The organism is Pseudocitrobacter sp. RIT415 (assembly GCF_003057695.2).
Taxonomy (GTDB): domain Bacteria; phylum Pseudomonadota; class Gammaproteobacteria; order Enterobacterales; family Enterobacteriaceae; genus Pseudocitrobacter; species Pseudocitrobacter faecalis.
Genome location: NZ_QBJC02000020.1, coordinates 14,775 through 31,653 on the forward strand (window position 1 = coordinate 14,775; position 16,879 = coordinate 31,653).

Genomic DNA, 16,879 nt, shown 5'->3' on the forward strand with positions numbered 1-16,879 from the left:
ATACTTAATCCAGACCCAGGATCCCGCGCAGTTGCGCTAAATCTTCCGCCAGCGTGGTAATCGGCCCTTTCAACGCGTTGCGATCCGCATCCGTCAGCTTGTCATAGGTCTCAAAACCGTCTTTAGTGCGATATTTCGCGAGGATGGCATCCACTTTCTTAAAGTTGGCATCGACTTTCGCCAGCAGCGCGCTGTTCTCTTTTTGCAGTTGCGGACGCAGCAGGTCAACAATCTTCTGTGCGCCATCGATGTTGGCCTGGAAATCCCACAGGTCGGTATGGCTGTAGCGATCCTCCTCGCCGCTGATTTTGCTGGCGGCCACTTCTTCAATCAACCCGGCGGCCCCGCCCACCACTTTTGACGGCGGGAAGGCTAATTCTGCAATGCGTTTTTGCAGCTCAACCACATCGCTGTAAAGCTGATCGGCATATTTCTCCATACCTTTGGTGCTGTTGTCGCCAAACAGCGCCTTCTCCAGACGGTGGAAACCGGTGAATTTCGGGTCAGCGGCTTTCTGCTCATAATCATCTTCACGGGCATCAATGCTGCCGTCGAGGTCAGAGAACAGCTCAGCAATCGGTTCAATACGTTCGTAATACTGACGCGTAGGTGCGTACAGAGATTTCGCTTTTTCGATATCCCCCGCTTTCACCGCATCAGTAAAGGCTTTGGTGGCTTTGACCAGATCTGCCGTTTGTGTAGTGACGTAGGTTTTATACGCGGTAATCGCCTCGCCCAGGCTCAAAACCGCATCCGCTTTCGCCGCATCCTTTGTGGCTTCACCTTTTACAATCAGCTTGCCTTTCGGATTGGTCAGCAGACCACAAGTCATCTCATATTCACCCGGTTGCAGATTGGCGGTCATCTTCTGCGTAAAGCCTGGCGCGATATTTTCACGCTCTTCCACCACCATTACACCCTTGAGGATCTCCCACTCCAGCGCCTTCTGGCTGTGGTTCTGAATGATAAACTGTGTTTTGCCCGCATTAACGGTGAGCGTCATCGGCTCACACTGCTTATCGTTTACCGTGACATTGACCTTCGGAATACCGGCAGCCTGCGCAGAAAACGCGAAGGAGCACAGTGCAGCGAGCACGCTACGGCGAAAAATAGTGGTCATGATCCATCCCTTTCAATGAGTAAAAGCTATTCGCCTCAGGGGGCGATACGTGATGCCGCGTTTGGCGCTCGCGCCGGCCAGAAAAAAAGCGCCAGGGCAGGCAGTAAATAGAGTAACCAGACGGTCACTTCGCTGACGCTTGGCGCTTCCTGATAGCCAAAAATGCCTTCCATTAACGTACCAAACAGCGAGTGGGTGGTCAGCGTGCCGCTGAAATCAAACGCGACATCCTGGAAGTGGTTCCACAGCCCGGCTTCGTGGAACGCGCGAATCGCCCCGGCGGCAAGCCCCGCGGCGACCAGCAGAATAAACAAGCTAGTCCATTTGAAGAACGCACCGAGATTCAGGCGAATGCCGCCCCAGTAGAGCAGGAAGCCCAGCACGACGGCGGTCGCCAGCCCTAACACTGCGCCCAGGGGTGGCCAGATACCGAGATCCTGCTGGAATGCCGCCAGCAGGAAGAAGACCGACTCCAGCCCTTCACGCGCCACGGCGAAAAAGACCATCATCACCAGCGTCCAACCGTGGTGATTGCCCCGCGCCAGCGCATTATCCACCGCCTGCTCCAGCTGCTGTTTTACGTTGCGCGACACTTTACGCATCCAGAACACCATCCAGGTCAGGATGATCACGGCGATGACCGCCACGATACCTTCAAACAGCTCCTGCTCTTTTTGCGGGAATTCGCCGGTGGTTTCGTTAATAAAGATGCCCAGACCAAGGCAGAGCGCCGCGGCCAGGAAAACGCCAATCCACATCACGCCTATCAGACCGCCACGCTGTGTGCGTTTGAGATAGCTGGCAATCAGGCTAACAATTAGCGCGGCTTCTAACCCTTCGCGCAGCATAATCAGAAAAGGCACAAACATGCGAACGTCCTTAAATGTGAATCGCAGTCAAAAGATGCAAAGAAAAGTAAATGTGAGTGATAGCGATTATCATTACGCAAAGACGAAATACAAGTGAAATATGTTGGAAATGATAAGCAAATGTAAAAGCTGGAAGCGGGAAAGGCGGGAAAATTCGCAGGATAAAATGCCGGATGCGGCTAACGCCTTATCCGGCCTACACATTCTCCTGTAGGCCGGATAAACGCCGCGCATCCGGCAAGGTTTTTACTCCGCCTGTAAACGTGACGGCGGTGCAGAATGGTAATGTGCGTCTGCTTCTTCGAAGCGTTTACGCATTTCCGCAGACGGTGCTTTATCCAGCAGGCTGAAGATAACAATGCCCAGGCTACCGAAGATAAAGCCCGGAATGATTTCGTACAGGCCGAGCAGCTCGAAATGTTTCCAGACGATCACGGTCACCGCACCAATAATCATCCCTGCCAGCGCGCCGTTACGTGTCATGCGTGACCACATTACCGAGAACAGCACGACCGGCCCGAATGCCGCACCAAAGCCTGCCCACGCGTAACTTACCAGGCCAAGCACGCGGTTTTCCGGGTTTGCCGCCAGTGCAATCGCCACCAGTGCGACCACCAGCACCATGACACGCCCGACCCACACCAGCTCTTTCTGGCTGGCGTTTTTACGCAGAAACGCTTTGTACAGATCTTCAGTAATCGCGCTGGAGCACACCAGCAGCTGGCAGCTCAGGGTAGACATCACCGCCGCCAGGATCGCAGAAAGCAGAATGCCGGCAATCCACGGGTTGAACAGGATTTGCGCCAGTTCAATAAACACGCGTTCGGCGTTCTGGCTTACCGGGCCCGCCACTGCCGGGTTATTCTGGAAGTAAGCAATGCCGAAGAAACCGACCGCGACCGCACCTGCCAGGCACAGGATCATCCAGGTCATACTGATACGACGCGCATGCACGATGCTGTGGTGGGAATCTGCCGCCATGAAACGCGCCAGAATGTGCGGCTGCCCGAAGTAACCGAGACCCCAGCCCATCAGGGAGATAATGGCGACGAAGTTCAGCCCTTTGAGCATATCGATATTCTCAATGCTCTTTTGCTTAATAACCGCCATCGAATCATCCAGGCCACCTACGGCGAGAATAACCATTACCGGCGTCAGGATCAGCGCGAAAATCATCAGGCTGGCCTGCACGGTATCTGTCCAGCTCACCGCCAGGAAACCACCGATAAAGGTATAAATAATGGTGGCGGCAGCACCTGCCCACAGCGCCGTTTCATAACTCATGCCGAAGGTGCTTTCGAACAGACGCGCCCCGGCCACAATGCCAGACGCACAATAAATGGTGAAGAACAGCAGGATCACCAGCGCAGAGATAATGCGCAGTACGCGGCTCTTATCTTCGAATCGCCCGGTGAAGTAATCCGGCAGCGTCAGGGCATTATTGTTGGCTTCGGTGTGTACACGTAAACGCCCCGCCACCAGTTTCCAGTTGATCCATGCGCCCACGGTCAGGCCGATAGCAATCCAGCTTTCCGAGATACCGGCGAGAAAGATTGCGCCAGGCAGGCCCATCAGCAGCCAGCCGCTCATATCCGACGCACCCGCAGAAAGCGCGGTCACGAATGGCCCAAGACTCCGTCCCCCAAGGATGTAATCATCGAAGTTTTTCGTCGATCGCCAGGCGAAAAACCCAATTAATATCATGCCAAAGATGTAGACAAAAAAAGTCACCAGCATCGGTGTGCTTATATTCATTAAAACTCTCCAGATTTATACTCTTCATCCGTCAAGCGGCTTCTACGTTGAAGCAGTTCGAATGATTTTGAGTATATTCGTCGTCAACTTCCCGACTTGTTGTTATTCCCTTACCGGAACGAGGTAAAGGCCTGTTCTGTTATTCAGGCGACCGTATCCTGACGGAAGCGAAGATTTTTCACAAATGATTTAACACTGCATTCACATCGAATGCATCCCTGTCGTAATACCATTTTCCTATAGGTTGCACTCCCTCACGCTTTTTAGGGTTGCACCCTTTAGAACTGTTAACCAGCCCTCAAAATCAAGCTTTCAGATACATCGGTTACATTCCATACCATCAGTTTTTCTTTTAACAATAAATTCATTTCTCAGGTTGTAATTGATGTCACATTTAACACGGTTGCACAAAGTTGCAACATAGTGGATATTCTTGCTACGCCGAAAATATGACGACAAAACAACAGGAGTAGATGGCATGGGCACCACCACCATGGGTGTTAAGCTGGATGAAGCCACGCGCGAGCGAATTAAAAGTGCGGCCACACGAATTGATCGCACCCCACACTGGTTAATTAAGCAGGCAATCTTTAATTACCTGGAAAAACTGGAAAACGATGAAGTCTTGCCGGAATTGCCGGCACTGCTTGCCGGGGCCGCCAATGAAAGCGATGAAATCATCACCGCCCAGGATGAGCCACATCAGCCGTTCCTCGAATTCGCCGAACAGATCCTGCCGCAGTCCGTGAGCCGTGCTGCCATTACTGCCGCCTACCGCCGTAGCGAAACCGACGCGGTGCCCATGTTGCTGGAGCAGGCGCGCTTACCGGAGAAAATCGCCGCTCAGGCCCATCAACTGGCCTGGAAACTGGCGGAAAAACTGCGTAACCAGAAAACCGCCAGCGGACGTGCGGGTATGGTTCAGAGCCTGCTGCAGGAGTTCTCCCTCTCCTCTCAGGAAGGCGTGGCCCTGATGTGTCTGGCCGAAGCGCTGCTGCGTATCCCGGATAAAGCAACACGTGATGCGCTGATCCGCGACAAAATAAGCAACGGCAACTGGCAATCGCACATTGGCCGTAGCCCATCGCTGTTCGTTAACGCCGCGACCTGGGGCCTACTGTTTACCGGCAAACTGGTCTCCACGCACAATGAAGCCAGCCTTTCTCGCTCGCTCAATCGCATTATCGGCAAGAGCGGCGAACCGCTGATCCGCAAAGGTGTGGATATGGCGATGCGCCTGATGGGTGAACAGTTCGTTACCGGTGAAACCATCGCCGAAGCACTGGCGAATGCGCGCAAACTGGAAGAGAAAGGATTCCGCTACTCTTACGACATGCTGGGCGAAGCCGCACTGACCGCCGCCGATGCACAGGCCTATATGGTCTCGTATCAGCAGGCGATCCATGCCATTGGTAAAGCCTCTAACGGGCGCGGTATTTATGAAGGCCCGGGCATCTCCATTAAGCTTTCCGCCCTGCACCCGCGCTACAGCCGCGCACAGTACGACCGCGTCATGGACGAACTCTATCCGCGCCTGAAATCCCTGACGCTGCTGGCGCGCCAGTACGATATCGGCATTAATATCGACGCCGAAGAAGCGGACCGTCTGGAGATCTCCCTCGATCTGCTGGAAAAACTGTGCTTTGAGCCAGAACTGGCAGGCTGGAACGGGATTGGTTTTGTTATTCAGGCATATCAGAAACGCTGCCCGTTCGTCATTGATTATCTGATTGACCTTGCGACCCGCAGCCGTCGCCGCCTGATGATCCGTCTGGTGAAAGGCGCGTACTGGGACAGCGAAATCAAACGCGCGCAAATGGACGGCCTGGAAGGTTACCCGGTGTACACCCGCAAGGTCTACACCGACGTCTCTTACCTCGCCTGTGCCAAAAAACTGCTTGGCGTACCGAACCTGATTTATCCGCAGTTCGCCACCCATAACGCCCATACGCTGGCAGCCATCTATCAACTGGCCGGACAGAACTACTATCCGGGTCAGTATGAATTCCAGTGCCTGCATGGCATGGGTGAACCCCTGTACGAGCAAGTAGTGGGTAAAGTCGCTGATGGTAAGTTAAACCGTCCGTGCCGTATTTACGCCCCGGTCGGCACCCATGAAACGCTGCTGGCGTATCTGGTGCGCCGTCTGCTGGAAAACGGTGCCAACACCTCCTTCGTTAACCGAATCGCGGATACCACGCTGCCGCTCGATGAGCTGGTGGCCGATCCGGTTGAAGCCGTTGAAAAAATGGCGATTCAGGAAGGTGCTGCTGGCCTGCCGCATCCGAAAATTGCCCTGCCGCGCGACCTCTACGGTAAAGACCGCACCAACTCTGCGGGCCTTGACCTCTCCAACGAACATCGCCTGGCCTCGCTCTCTTCCTCGCTGCTGAACAGTGCGTTGCAAAAATGGCGCGCGCTGCCGATGCTGGAACACCCGGTCGTCGAAGGCGAAATGACGCCGCTGCTTAACCCGGCAGAGCCTAAAGATGTGGTGGGTTATGTTCGTGAAGCGACAGAAACGGAAGTCGAACAGGCGCTGACCAGCGCGGTGAACAATGCGCCAATCTGGTTTGCTACCCCGCCGCAGGAACGTGCCGCCATCCTTGAACGTGCCGCGGTGCTGATGGAAGGCCAGATGCAGCAGTTGATTGGCATTCTGGTGCGCGAAGCCGGGAAAACCTTCAGCAACGCGATTGCCGAAGTGCGTGAAGCGGTCGATTTCCTGCACTACTACGCCGGTCAGGTACGTCATGATTTCGATAACGAAACCCACCGCCCGCTGGGCCCGGTGGTGTGTATCAGCCCGTGGAACTTCCCTCTCGCTATCTTTACAGGGCAAATTGCCGCCGCCCTCGCCGCCGGTAACAGCGTGCTGGCGAAACCTGCCGAGCAGACCCCGCTGATTGCCGCACAGGGCATTGCGATTCTGCTGGAAGCAGGCGTACCGCCAGGTGTGGTACAGCTTCTGCCTGGTCGTGGCGAAACCGTCGGTGCGCAACTCACTTCCGACAACCGTGTTCGCGGCGTGATGTTCACCGGGTCAACGGAAGTCGCGACCCTGCTGCAACGCAACATCGCCACCCGCCTCGATTCGCAGGGTCGCCCGACGCCGCTTATCGCCGAAACGGGCGGGATGAACGCGATGATCGTCGATTCTTCCGCACTCACCGAGCAGGTCGTTGTGGATGTTGTAGCCTCCGCTTTTGATAGCGCGGGTCAGCGCTGCTCCGCCCTGCGCGTACTCTGCCTGCAGGACGATATCGCCGACCACACCCTCACCATGCTGCGCGGTGCGATGGGTGAATGCCGGATGGGCAACCCCGGTCGCCTGACCACCGATATCGGCCCGGTGATTGATGACGAAGCGAAAACCAATATCGAACGCCACATTCAGGCGATGCGCGCCAAAGGCCGCACCGTCTTCCAGGCGGCACGCGAAAACAGTGACGATGCGCGCGAATGGCAGTCCGGTACTTTTGTTGCGCCGACGCTTATCGAGCTGGAAAGCTTTGATGAGCTGAAGAAGGAAGTGTTCGGCCCGGTACTGCACGTGGTGCGCTACAACCGCAATAATCTGGACAAACTCATCGAGCAGATCAATGCCTCCGGCTACGGTTTGACGCTGGGCGTGCATACGCGTATCGACGAAACCATCGCCCAGGTCACGGGTAGCGCGAAAGTCGGCAACCTGTATGTCAACCGCAACATGGTCGGCGCCGTTGTAGGCGTGCAGCCTTTCGGTGGCGAAGGCTTATCCGGCACCGGCCCGAAAGCGGGTGGCCCGCTCTATCTCTATCGCCTGCTGACCAGCCGCCCGGAAACGGCGTTGGGCACGACGCTTGCTCGTCAGGACGCGGAATACCCGGTAGACGCACAACTGAAAGCACTGCTGGAAAAACCGCTTACCGCGCTGAAAAACTGGGGCAACGGTAATGCCTCGCTGAGTGCGCTCTGTCAGCAATATGGCGAACTGGCGCAGGCCGGAACGCAGCGTGTGTTGCCGGGCCCGACCGGCGAACGCAACACCTGGACGCTGATGCCGCGCGAGCGTGTACTCTGCGTCGCTGATGACGAACAGGATGCGCTGACGCAACTGGCGGCAGTGATGGCGGTCGGCAGTGAAGTGCTGTGGCCGGACGCCCCACTCCAGCGCGAACTGGCGAAAAAGCTGCCGAAAGAGGTGAGCGAGCGCATTCGCTTCGCCAAAGCGGATGTATTAATGAGCCAGTTCTTCGATGCGGTGATTTACCACGGTGATTCCGATCAGTTGCGTAAACTGTGCGAACAGGTTGCCGCCCGCGACGGTGCGATTGTTTCAGTGCAGGGCTTCGCGCGCGGCGAAACCAATCTGCTGCTGGAACGTCTGTATCACGAACGCTCGCTGAGTGTGAACACCGCGGCGGCGGGAGGAAATGCGAGTCTGATGACGATCGGCTGAGTCGGTGCGGGTTTGCCCCCTCACCCTAACCCTCTCCCTCAAGGGAGAGGGAACTGTGCTTTTACCCTCTCCCTGCGGGAGAGGGCCGGGGTGAGGGGCACAGCGCGCACCGTTATCCCCTGCCCCCCCGCACGCTTATCCAGCCTTTGCACCAGCGGCTGCACCACTTTATCCCCATGCTGACCAAAATATTGATACAGCGTATCGGACGCGCTTTTGGTCAGCACCATAATCTCAATACGCCGGTTACCCGCGCTTTGCGGATCCTTCGCGTCCAGCAGCATCTGGTCTGCCATCGCGCTGACCTGCATCACTTTATCTTCCGGCATCCCGGCGGGGAGAGGGGACCGTCAGTGCAAATGTGAAATACCTGCGCTGGTTTTCACCCTCTCCCTGCGGGAGAGGGCCGGGGTGAGGGGCACAGCGCGCACCGTTATCCCCTGCCCCCCGCACGCTTATCCAACCTATTAACCAGCGGCTGCACCACCTTATCCCCATGCTGACCAAAATATTGATACAGCGTATCCGACGCGCTTTTGGTCAGCACCATAATCTCAATACGCCGGTTACCCGCGCTTTGCGGATTTTTGGCGTCCAGCAGCATCTGGTCTGCCATCGCGCTGACCTGCATCACTTTATCTTCCGGCATACCGGCGTCTTCCAGCACGCGACGGGCAGACAGCGCGCGATCGCCCGAAAGATTCCAGTTGTTATAGATATTGCTTTTATAGGCCATCGCATCGGTATGCCCGGTGATGATGATCTTATTGTCGAGCGAATCAAAAACCGGCGCTAATTCCACCAGCAGAGTTTTAAAGAACGGCATAATCTTCGCGCTGCCGCGTTCAAACATATTGCGGTTCTGGTCGTCTTTAATCAGTACCCGCAACCCCTGAGGAACAATCTCCATCTCCAGATTGGCTTCCATATGCGCATTGCGGGCAATGGTGTTGATATTGGTCGCCAGCTCGCCCAGCTCAGTGGCGGATTTCTTCTTCAGCAGCGCCGTTTTCTCATTCACGTCGCGAACTTTTTTCTCGGTTTCTTCCGGCACCGCCACGGTGGTCGGTTTCGGCGGATGCGTCGGGCTGATTTTATTTAACGGCGACAGTCCGCCACCGTTAAAAATAGACTGCCCGTGCAGCGCCGCCATAATGCTTTCGCGCTCAGATTTACTGACGCTGTTGACAATCAACTTTATCGTTGTCACTAAAGGGGCCGAGCGAATCTCCGAGGTTTCTGCCCGCTTTACCCTGGACGCGATGCCCGGCAAGCAAATGGCGATTGACGCCGATCTTAACGCCGGGCTGATCAACCAGGCGCAGGCGCAAACCCGGCGTAAAGATGTTGCCAGCGAGGCCGATTTCTACGGCGCGATGGACGGGGCGTCGAAGTTTGTACGCGGGGACGCCATCGCCGGGATGATGATTCTCGCGATCAACCTGATTGGCGGCGTCTGTATCGGGATTTTCAAATACAACCTGAGCGCCGACGCCGCTTTCCAGCAATATGTGCTGATGACCATCGGTGACGGGCTGGTGGCGCAGATCCCTTCCCTGCTGCTCTCCACTGCGGCGGCGATTATTGTCACCCGCGTCAGCGACAACGGCGATATCGCCCACGACGTGCGTAGCCAGTTGCTGGCAAGCCCGTCAGTGCTCTACACCGCCACCGGGATTATGTTTGTGCTGGCGGTGGTGCCGGGAATGCCGCACCTGCCGTTTTTGCTGTTCAGCGCCCTGCTTGGCTTTACCGGCTGGCGGATGAGCAAACGCCCGCAGGCGGCGGAAGCGGAAGAGAAAAGCCTCGAAACGCTGACCCGCACTATCACCGAAACCAGCGAGCAACAGGTCAGTTGGAAAACCATTCCGCTGATCGAGCCCATCAGTTTAAGCCTCGGCTACAAGCTGGTGGCGCTGGTGGATAAAGCGCAGGGCAACCCGCTCACCCAGCGAATTCGCGGCGTGCGGCAGGTGATTTCCGACGGCAACGGCGTGCTGTTGCCAGAGATCCGCATTCGGGAAAACTTCCGCCTCAAGCCCAGCCAGTACGCCATTTTCATCAACGGCATTAAGGCCGATGAAGCGGATATTCCGGCGGATAAACTGATGGCCCTGCCCTCCAGCGAAACCTACGGCGAGATTGACGGCGTACTGGGGAATGACCCGGCGTACGGCATGCCGGTCACCTGGATTCAGCCTGCGCAGAAAGCGAAGGCGCTGAATATGGGGTATCAGGTGATCGACAGCGCCAGCGTGATTGCTACCCATGTGAATAAGATTGTGCGCAGCTATATTCCTGATTTGTTTAACTATGACGATATTACGCAGTTGCATAACCGTTTATCGTCGATGGCACCACGGCTGGCAGAGGATTTGAGCGCGGCGCTGAATTACAGCCAGTTGCTGAAAGTGTACCGCGCGCTGCTGACCGAAGGCGTTTCCCTGCGCGATATCGTCACCATCGCCACCGTGCTGGTTGCCAGTAGCACGGTGACCAAGGATCATATTCTGCTGGCCGCCGATGTGCGCCTGGCGCTGCGGCGCAGCATTACCCATCCGTTTGTTCGCAAGCAGGAGCTGACGGTGTATACGTTGAATAATGAGCTGGAAAATCTGCTGACCAACGTGGTGAATCAGGCGCAACAGGCCGGCAAAGTGATGCTCGACAGCGTGCCGGTCGACCCGAATATGCTCAACCAATTTCAGACGACGATGCCGCAGGTGAAGGAGCAGATGAAAGCGGCAGGAAAAGATCCGGTGCTGCTGGTGCCGCCGCAGTTACGCCCTTTGCTGGCGCGCTACGCAAGATTGTTTGCGCCGGGGCTGCATGTGCTGTCGTATAACGAAGTGCCGGATGAGCTGGAGTTGAAGATTATGGGGGCGTTGATGTAGGCCCCGGTGCATTACCCACCGGATGCGGCGTAAACGCCTTGTTCGATACAGGTTTGTAGGCATGATAAGACGCGTCAGCGTCGCATCAGGCATCTGCGCACCACCGCCGGATGCGGCGTGAACGCCTTATCCGGCCTACGGTTAAAGCACGAGTTCTAGGCCGGATAAGCGTAAGCGCATCCGGTACAGCGCACAGTTAAAAAATAATACGCTCACCGGCACTTAAATCCGTTACGTCTCCCGCCCAATCGATAGGATATAACCCTTTCGCGACATCGCGATGGAACGTTGAGAATGGCCAATCACACACTTGATTAACCCAACCATGTTTTACAGGATTTATATAAATATAATCAACATGATGGCGATAATCTTTGGTATTACGGATGGCGTGCTCCCAAAAACGGGGTTGCCAGATATTTTTCAATCCGCAAGCTTGAGTGAACTGTTTTTTAATCTCCCTCCAGCGAGAGGAAAAATCATCATCGTTTTCGGGTAATGTCCAGATACAGTGCATATGCTCAGGCAAAACGACCCAGGCGTTAATTTCAAAAGGTCTGGCCCGCTTAACTTTAACAATGGCGTTACGAAGGATCTGGTACTGGGTGGTCAAAAGTTGGCTTCGACGATTTCGCAAATTTACCGTGAAAAACCATGTTCCCCCCTTGATGTAATAACGACGATATTCAGACATAGCGACTCCTTTTTCTCAACGGTAAGAAGAAAAGAAAAAGTCGACAATAAGGTTGTGTTATATCGGGAAAGCGGCTCGCAAAAAAAATTCTCAGACTCGTAGGCCTGATAAGACGCGCCAGCGTCGCATCAGGCACCAGCGCACAACCGCCGGATGCGGCGTAAACGCCTTATCCGTCCTACAAAATCGTCTCTTCCGTCAAAATCCGCCGCGCGCCCAAAAAATGATCCTGCCAGAAAGGTTCCCCTAACCGACTTATCCGAATGGTTTCTCCGGTACGCGGCGACTCGATAAATTGCCCATCGCCCAGATACACGCCCATATGATCGGCAATCTCGCGGCTGTGAATATGAAAAAACAGCAGATCGCCCCGACGCAGATCGTTATTCGCCACAATGGTTGCCCGGCGATAGTGGTACATCTCGTTGGCCGTGCGTGGGAGTTTTGCCTCAAGGATCTTGTTGTAGGCATAAAAAACTAACCCACTGCAATCGAAGCCTTGATCGGGCCGCGTACCGCCCCAGACGTAGGGCTTGCCAAGCTGCTGCTCCAGACGGTGAATCGCCACTTCGGTGATATTGTGCAGATGGTCACTGCTTAAGAAATGGTTGTTTTCCGCCAGCGCCTGCCAGCGTCTGTCATTCGCCTTGAGCGGCGCAGGAAACCATTCAGGATGCAGTTTAATCTGCTCGCGGTTATGCTGCCGCAGTGCCCTTCTACTTTCAGCATTGCCTTCAACAATATAGCTGGCCTGTTTTTTCAAATGTACCTGGTACTGTTTTAGCAGCCGCGCACGGTTTTGCATCCGCTCGTGGGCGGCGTAGCTGAAGGAAGCGTGAGATGCGACAGTAAACGACATAGCAGGGAGCAGAACGCACCATGTAAACAAACAGCGCGCGAGGGGGTACACAGACATAACGGGCAAAAACCGGGTAAAAAACAGACGCTGATTTTACCGAACCGATGCCCAAAGCAGGGTTAATAATGGCTTATTAAAACATTATTAACCCCGGTTCGCCGCTAATCAAAACAGCGATTTCGTCGTCCAGATTCGGCTCTGCCAGCGTCGGTACATCAACGCGGCTCTCACGCCCTCATCAATAATGTACGCCAACCATACTCCCACCAGCCCCAGACCGGCGGAAATACCCAGAACGTACGAGAACGGCAGGCTGACAATCCACATCACAATAATTCCGCAGATAAACGGAAAACGCACATCCCCGGTTGAGTTGAGTGAGCTGATCACGATGATGTTGGTGGCACGCCCAAGCTCCAGCAAAATGGAGTACATAAACAGCACCCGCGCCATTTCAATAATCGTTTCGCTTGGCGTAAACAGCGCCATTATAGGCCTTGCGAACGTTGCCAGCAGCGCACTCACCAGCAAGGCAATGAACAAGCCAATTCGCCAACTGCGCATTCCCTGACGATAGGCGGTATCCAGCTCTCGCGCGCCAATCGCCCGGCCAATGATAATTTGCGAGGCCTGGCCTATCGACATGGCAAACAGCGCGACAAACTGACTGATGCTGGAAGCGTAAATTTTGGTGGTCAGCGCTTCGGTACCCAACAGCGCGATAATGGCCGTCACCACCAGTTGGGAGCCTGCGTAGGATAAGTTCTCGCCGGCGGACGGCAGACCGTATTGCAGGATAGAACTGAGCATTTTGCGCGAGCACTGTTTCAGTTTCTGCCAGCGAAAACGATAGCCAATGTATTTATTCAGCAGCCAGACGCTCAGCACCATGCCCACAATGTTGGCGATGCTACTGGCAATGCCGACGCCGGTCACCCCCATGTCCAGAAAATGAAGCGGGCCATAGAGGAACATATAGTTGAGAATTACGTTCACCACGCTCACCGTGATGGGCACCACCATCGCCTGACGCACGTAACCGTGGGTACGTAAAATAGGCAGCACCGAGGAGTAAAGCGCAATAATCACCGAGCTGCCGCCAATAATTTGGATAAACGGCGCACCCACGCTGACCAGGCGTTCGCTCAGCCCCAGCGCGCGCAAAAAACCTTCCCCCAGAAAAATAAAGAGAAAACTCATCAACACGCCGATGATGAAGGCCACCACCAGCCCGTTAGTTATCACGTACTCCACGCGGTGAAACTTTTTCGCGCCAATAAGCTGTGCAACAACAATCTGCACACCTACGGTCAAAAAACCGTAAAAGATAACCGATATTGCCAGAATCTGACTGGCGACACCGGTCGCCGCCACAGCTTCATCGGAATAGTGCCCCAGCATAAACACGCTGACGTAGTTCATCAGCAATCGCAGCAACTGCTCGACAAATATCGGCCAGGCCAATGTATAAAGCCCCAGCCGAAAGGTATTTTCACCACCACACATCGCCCGTCATCCCTGTTATTGAACACTTTTTAAATAGCGGTCAATGATGATCAACCATCTTCACTCACGTGGTCTATGGCGGCGTATAAAATCAGAAAAGCGCACACTGGTAGGAGGTGATATTCCCAACTCAACCCTTTCGCAGCGCAAGCGATTCGTACTATATTCATCGACATCTTTTTTAAGGGAGTGAACAGATGAAACGTACCTTACTGGCGATGATAACCCTGATGGCAAGCGGCCTGGCACTGGCGGATGAATGCAATGACGCCAGCACCCAGAGCGACCTGAATCAATGCACTGCCGCTCAATATCAGGCGGCGGATAAGAAGTTAAACGAGACGTATCAGGCAGCACAAAAGCGGGCACAGGAACCGCAGCGTGAGCAATTGAAAAAAGCGCAGAACGCATGGATTGCTTCCCGCGATGCCGATTGCGAACTGCTCAGTTCCAGTAGCGAAGGTGGTAGCGTGCAGCCAATGGTGCGTAACCAGTGCCTGACGGATAAAACCGCCGAGCGGGAAGCCTTTCTCGCTTCCCTGTTACAGTGCGAAGAGGGAGACCTGAGTTGCCCGCTGCCGCCCGCGAACGCCAATTAACGGACACGAATGCCTTCGATAATCATCTGCTGCACATTGTCGACCGTGCGCTGAAAGAAGGCGTCATCCTGCAATGTCGCGCCCGTCACGGCTTCCACCTGGGTGGCAAAATCCGCATAGTGCTGGGTCGTCGCCCAAATCATAAAAATGAGGTGATGGGGATCGACTGGTGCGAGTTTCCCTGTATTGACCCACGCGGCGATAATCGCGGATTTTGCCTCGACCAGCGCCTTCAAATCGCCTGTCAGTTCGTTCATCAGCAACGGCGCGCCTTGCAGCATCTCAAGGCAGAACAGTCGCGACGCCTGCGGGTAGTCACGTGAGACTTCCAGTTTCAGCCTGATGTACTCTCTGATTGCCACCAGCGGGGCGAGATCTTCACGAAATGCTTTCAGGGGCGCCAGCCAGATAGCCAGAATTTGCCGCATCACGGCGATATAAAGCGCCTCTTTAGAGGGATAGTAGTAGAGCAGATTGGTTTTTGACACGCCGGCAAGCTCCGCCACCTGCTCCAGGCGTGTGCCATGAATACCGAACTGGGAAAAAGTATCGAGCGCAGCCGAAAGAATGGCTTGTTTTTTTGCACTGACTGCCTGCGAGCGTTTTCCGCTTTTCTTAGTTGCGTCCTGAGCCATACGCCCTCTCCTGTAATTAGCCTCCACAGCATAGCAAAAGCGGGAGGCATACACAGGCGTGATACTTACGGCTCCTGATTAAGTGATGCTTCCGTAGCCGATTGCGGTATCTTTTTACGCTTAAATTTCATTTCACTGACCAATACGCCCACCACAATAAAGGCGGCGCCGAGTAGCGCCAGCGCGGGTAAACGCTCCCCCGCCAGTCGGCCAAAAATCCCCGCCCATACGGGTTCACCGGTATAAATAACCGTCGCGCGCGTCGGCGATACGCTGCGCTGGGCCCAGTTCATGGTCACCTGAATAATGGCGCTGAAGATCCCCAGTCCCAACGCCACTATCAGCAATCCAGAGGATACTGGCGGCACGCTTTCGCCAGCAGGTACCATCATGGCGAACGCCACAATCGACGCCGTCGCCAGTTGTACAACGGTCACCCGCCGCACATCGACTTTCCCTGCCCAGGCGCTGATAAGAATAATTTCAGCAGCAATCGCCACCGCGCTGGCAAGCGTAATCAGCTCGCCCTGCCCGAGCGCCAGCAAATCGCCATTTGGCCCGGCAAGAAAAATCAGCCCGATAAAAGCCAGCACGATGCCCACGCAGGACATCAGACCCGGCATTCTCCCCAGGCAGAGCCACTGCAACAGCGGCACCAGCGGAACATACATGGCGGTAATAAAAGCGGATTTACTGCTGGGAATCGACTGCAATCCCCAGGTTTGCAGGCTGTAACCCAGCGCAATGGCGATACCAATCACCATGCCTGCTTTCAGTTCAAGGCGTGTCAAACCACGCAGTGAGCGCGCGCAAAGCACTCCAACGGCGACCGCTGCCATCGCAAAGCGTACACCAACGAAAAAGAACGGCCCACTGAGGGAGACCGCGTACTGCACGGCGAGAAAAGTGCCGCCCCAGAACATGGTGATGAGGATCAGGATAGCTTCCTGAGGCTTAACAGAGAATGCGTAGCGTGAGAAAAAAGACATGATGCCGCCGGGAAATCAAACAGCCTTACAGTGTGCAGTGAGCAAGGTCACAGTTCAAGGCGGAGACGCAAAATAAAAAGCCGCCGGATCCATCGGCGGCGGAGGGGGTTACAGAGTGCATAAACACTCGCTACGGATTAACTCAGCCCTGTGAGAGGTTAGCTGTTGCGGTTGCTACCATGGCTGTTTTTCCCTCCCTTTTTACCTGCTTCGGAGGCGCGCTGCGGATCATTTTTGAAATTACCGCCGCTGTGCTGGCCACCCTTACGACCTGCTTCTGATGCTCTGTCCCGGTCTTCAGCAAAGTTACCTGAACCACCACGATGATTTGCCATTTCTGACCTCCAGTTGATTAGACATCATATTGCATTACGTGAAATCAGGGAGTCATTCCCCCGCAGCAATGGCGTTGACCATTTTTTGTGCTGCGTGACACTAAGCTTAGCGAACTACGCAGGTTTATGAGGGGGTTTGTAACATTTTGTAATGGGTTCATGGCCTCAGAACACCGTTACGAT

Annotated in this window: 12 protein-coding genes and 2 pseudogenes; 3 read left to right on the forward strand and 11 right to left on the reverse strand. The window is 54.9% G+C overall.

Features of this window, described 5'->3' with window-relative positions:
* Positions 1-4: 4 nt before the first annotated feature.
* The 3 genes from efeO to putP all read right to left on the reverse strand — a co-directional run bounded on the left by efeO (position 5) and on the right by putP (position 3,744).
* On the reverse strand, positions 5-1,120 hold the full coding sequence (gene efeO, locus DBY68_RS17575) for an iron uptake system protein EfeO (protein WP_108474431.1): 1,116 nt from the start codon (positions 1,118-1,120) through the stop codon (positions 5-7).
* 35 nt (positions 1,121-1,155) lie between these two features.
* Positions 1,156-1,989 (reverse strand): iron uptake transporter permease EfeU, encoded by an 834-nt coding sequence (gene efeU / locus DBY68_RS17580; protein WP_108474432.1) that lies wholly within the window; start codon positions 1,987-1,989, stop codon positions 1,156-1,158.
* 246 nt (positions 1,990-2,235) lie between these two features.
* Positions 2,236-3,744: a sodium/proline symporter PutP gene (gene putP / locus DBY68_RS17585; protein ID WP_108474433.1), complete on the reverse strand. Its 1,509-nt coding sequence runs from the start codon at positions 3,742-3,744 to the stop codon at positions 2,236-2,238.
* A gap of 478 nt (positions 3,745-4,222) precedes the next feature.
* Between putP and putA the strand changes: the two genes are divergently transcribed.
* The gene (putA, locus tag DBY68_RS17590) at positions 4,223-8,185 is read left to right on the forward strand and encodes a trifunctional transcriptional regulator/proline dehydrogenase/L-glutamate gamma-semialdehyde dehydrogenase (RefSeq protein WP_108474434.1); all 3,963 of its coding nucleotides are present in this window, start codon (positions 4,223-4,225) and stop codon (positions 8,183-8,185) included.
* Positions 8,186-8,316: 131 nt separating this feature from the next.
* Here the strand turns inward: putA and DBY68_RS17595 are convergent.
* Both DBY68_RS17595 and lafU read right to left on the reverse strand, forming a co-directional pair.
* A pseudogene (locus tag DBY68_RS17595) lies at positions 8,317-8,520 on the reverse strand (putative lateral flagellar export/assembly protein LafU); the annotation flags it as partial.
* 98 nt (positions 8,521-8,618) lie between these two features.
* Complete coding sequence (lafU, locus tag DBY68_RS17600) at positions 8,619-9,395, reverse strand: putative lateral flagellar export/assembly protein LafU (RefSeq protein WP_108474435.1); 777 nt, start codon at positions 9,393-9,395, stop codon at positions 8,619-8,621.
* Here lafU and DBY68_RS17605 point away from each other — a divergent pair.
* A pseudogene (locus DBY68_RS17605) lies at positions 9,367-11,079 on the forward strand (flagellar biosynthesis protein FlhA); the annotation flags it as partial. The gene lafU and the pseudogene DBY68_RS17605 sit on opposite strands and share 29 nt — an antisense overlap.
* 196 nt (positions 11,080-11,275) lie before the next feature.
* On the opposite strand, the gene DBY68_RS17610 reads toward DBY68_RS17605, so the two are convergent.
* The 3 genes from DBY68_RS17610 to DBY68_RS17620 form a co-directional block, all read right to left on the reverse strand.
* Positions 11,276-11,773 (reverse strand): transposase, encoded by a 498-nt coding sequence (locus DBY68_RS17610; protein ID WP_108474436.1) that lies wholly within the window; start codon positions 11,771-11,773, stop codon positions 11,276-11,278.
* Positions 11,774-11,951: 178 nt separating this feature from the next.
* Entirely contained in the window at positions 11,952-12,632 is a 681-nt protein-coding gene (locus tag DBY68_RS17615; RefSeq protein ID WP_229837676.1) for a C40 family peptidase, read from the reverse strand.
* A gap of 165 nt (positions 12,633-12,797) precedes the next feature.
* The gene (locus DBY68_RS17620; RefSeq protein WP_108474438.1) at positions 12,798-14,138 is read right to left on the reverse strand and encodes an MATE family efflux transporter; all 1,341 of its coding nucleotides are present in this window, start codon (positions 14,136-14,138) and stop codon (positions 12,798-12,800) included.
* A gap of 197 nt (positions 14,139-14,335) precedes the next feature.
* Here DBY68_RS17620 and DBY68_RS17625 point away from each other — a divergent pair, with 197 nt between their 5' ends.
* Positions 14,336-14,737, forward strand: coding sequence for a lysozyme inhibitor LprI family protein (locus tag DBY68_RS17625; protein ID WP_108474439.1), 402 nt, complete (start codon positions 14,336-14,338; stop codon positions 14,735-14,737).
* Here the strand turns inward: DBY68_RS17625 and rutR are convergent.
* The 3 genes from rutR to DBY68_RS17640 form a co-directional block, all read right to left on the reverse strand.
* Complete coding sequence (gene rutR / locus DBY68_RS17630) at positions 14,734-15,372, reverse strand: HTH-type transcriptional regulator RutR (protein WP_108474440.1); 639 nt, start codon at positions 15,370-15,372, stop codon at positions 14,734-14,736. The two genes, DBY68_RS17625 and rutR, sit on opposite strands and share 4 nt — an antisense overlap.
* Before the next feature lie 65 nt (positions 15,373-15,437).
* Entirely contained in the window at positions 15,438-16,361 is a 924-nt protein-coding gene (locus tag DBY68_RS17635) for a DMT family transporter (RefSeq protein ID WP_108474441.1), read from the reverse strand.
* Between the two features lie 158 nt (positions 16,362-16,519).
* Entirely contained in the window at positions 16,520-16,696 is a 177-nt protein-coding gene (locus DBY68_RS17640) for a general stress protein (protein WP_015964929.1), read from the reverse strand.
* Between the last annotated feature and the right edge of the window lie 183 nt (positions 16,697-16,879).

Bases quoted from the DNA above. Each gene is read 5' to 3' on its own strand.
- putA (WP_108474434.1), top strand. From the start codon at position 4,223: ATGGGCACCACCACCATGGGTGTTAAGCTGGATGAAGCCACGCGCGAG.
- DBY68_RS17635 (WP_108474441.1), bottom strand. From the start codon at position 16,361: ATGTCTTTTTTCTCACGCTACGCATTCTCTGTTAAGCCTCAGGAAGCT.
- DBY68_RS17640 (WP_015964929.1), bottom strand. From the start codon at position 16,696: ATGGCAAATCATCGTGGTGGTTCAGGTAACTTTGCTGAAGACCGGGAC.
- DBY68_RS17615 (WP_229837676.1), bottom strand. From the start codon at position 12,632: ATGTCGTTTACTGTCGCATCTCACGCTTCCTTCAGCTACGCCGCCCAC.
- putP (WP_108474433.1), bottom strand. From the start codon at position 3,744: ATGAATATAAGCACACCGATGCTGGTGACTTTTTTTGTCTACATCTTT.
- DBY68_RS17625 (WP_108474439.1), top strand. From the start codon at position 14,336: ATGAAACGTACCTTACTGGCGATGATAACCCTGATGGCAAGCGGCCTG.
- DBY68_RS17610 (WP_108474436.1), bottom strand. From the start codon at position 11,773: ATGTCTGAATATCGTCGTTATTACATCAAGGGGGGAACATGGTTTTTC.
- efeU (WP_108474432.1), bottom strand. From the start codon at position 1,989: ATGTTTGTGCCTTTTCTGATTATGCTGCGCGAAGGGTTAGAAGCCGCG.
- DBY68_RS17620 (WP_108474438.1), bottom strand. From the start codon at position 14,138: ATGTGTGGTGGTGAAAATACCTTTCGGCTGGGGCTTTATACATTGGCC.
- efeO (WP_108474431.1), bottom strand. From the start codon at position 1,120: ATGACCACTATTTTTCGCCGTAGCGTGCTCGCTGCACTGTGCTCCTTC.
- rutR (WP_108474440.1), bottom strand. From the start codon at position 15,372: ATGGCTCAGGACGCAACTAAGAAAAGCGGAAAACGCTCGCAGGCAGTC.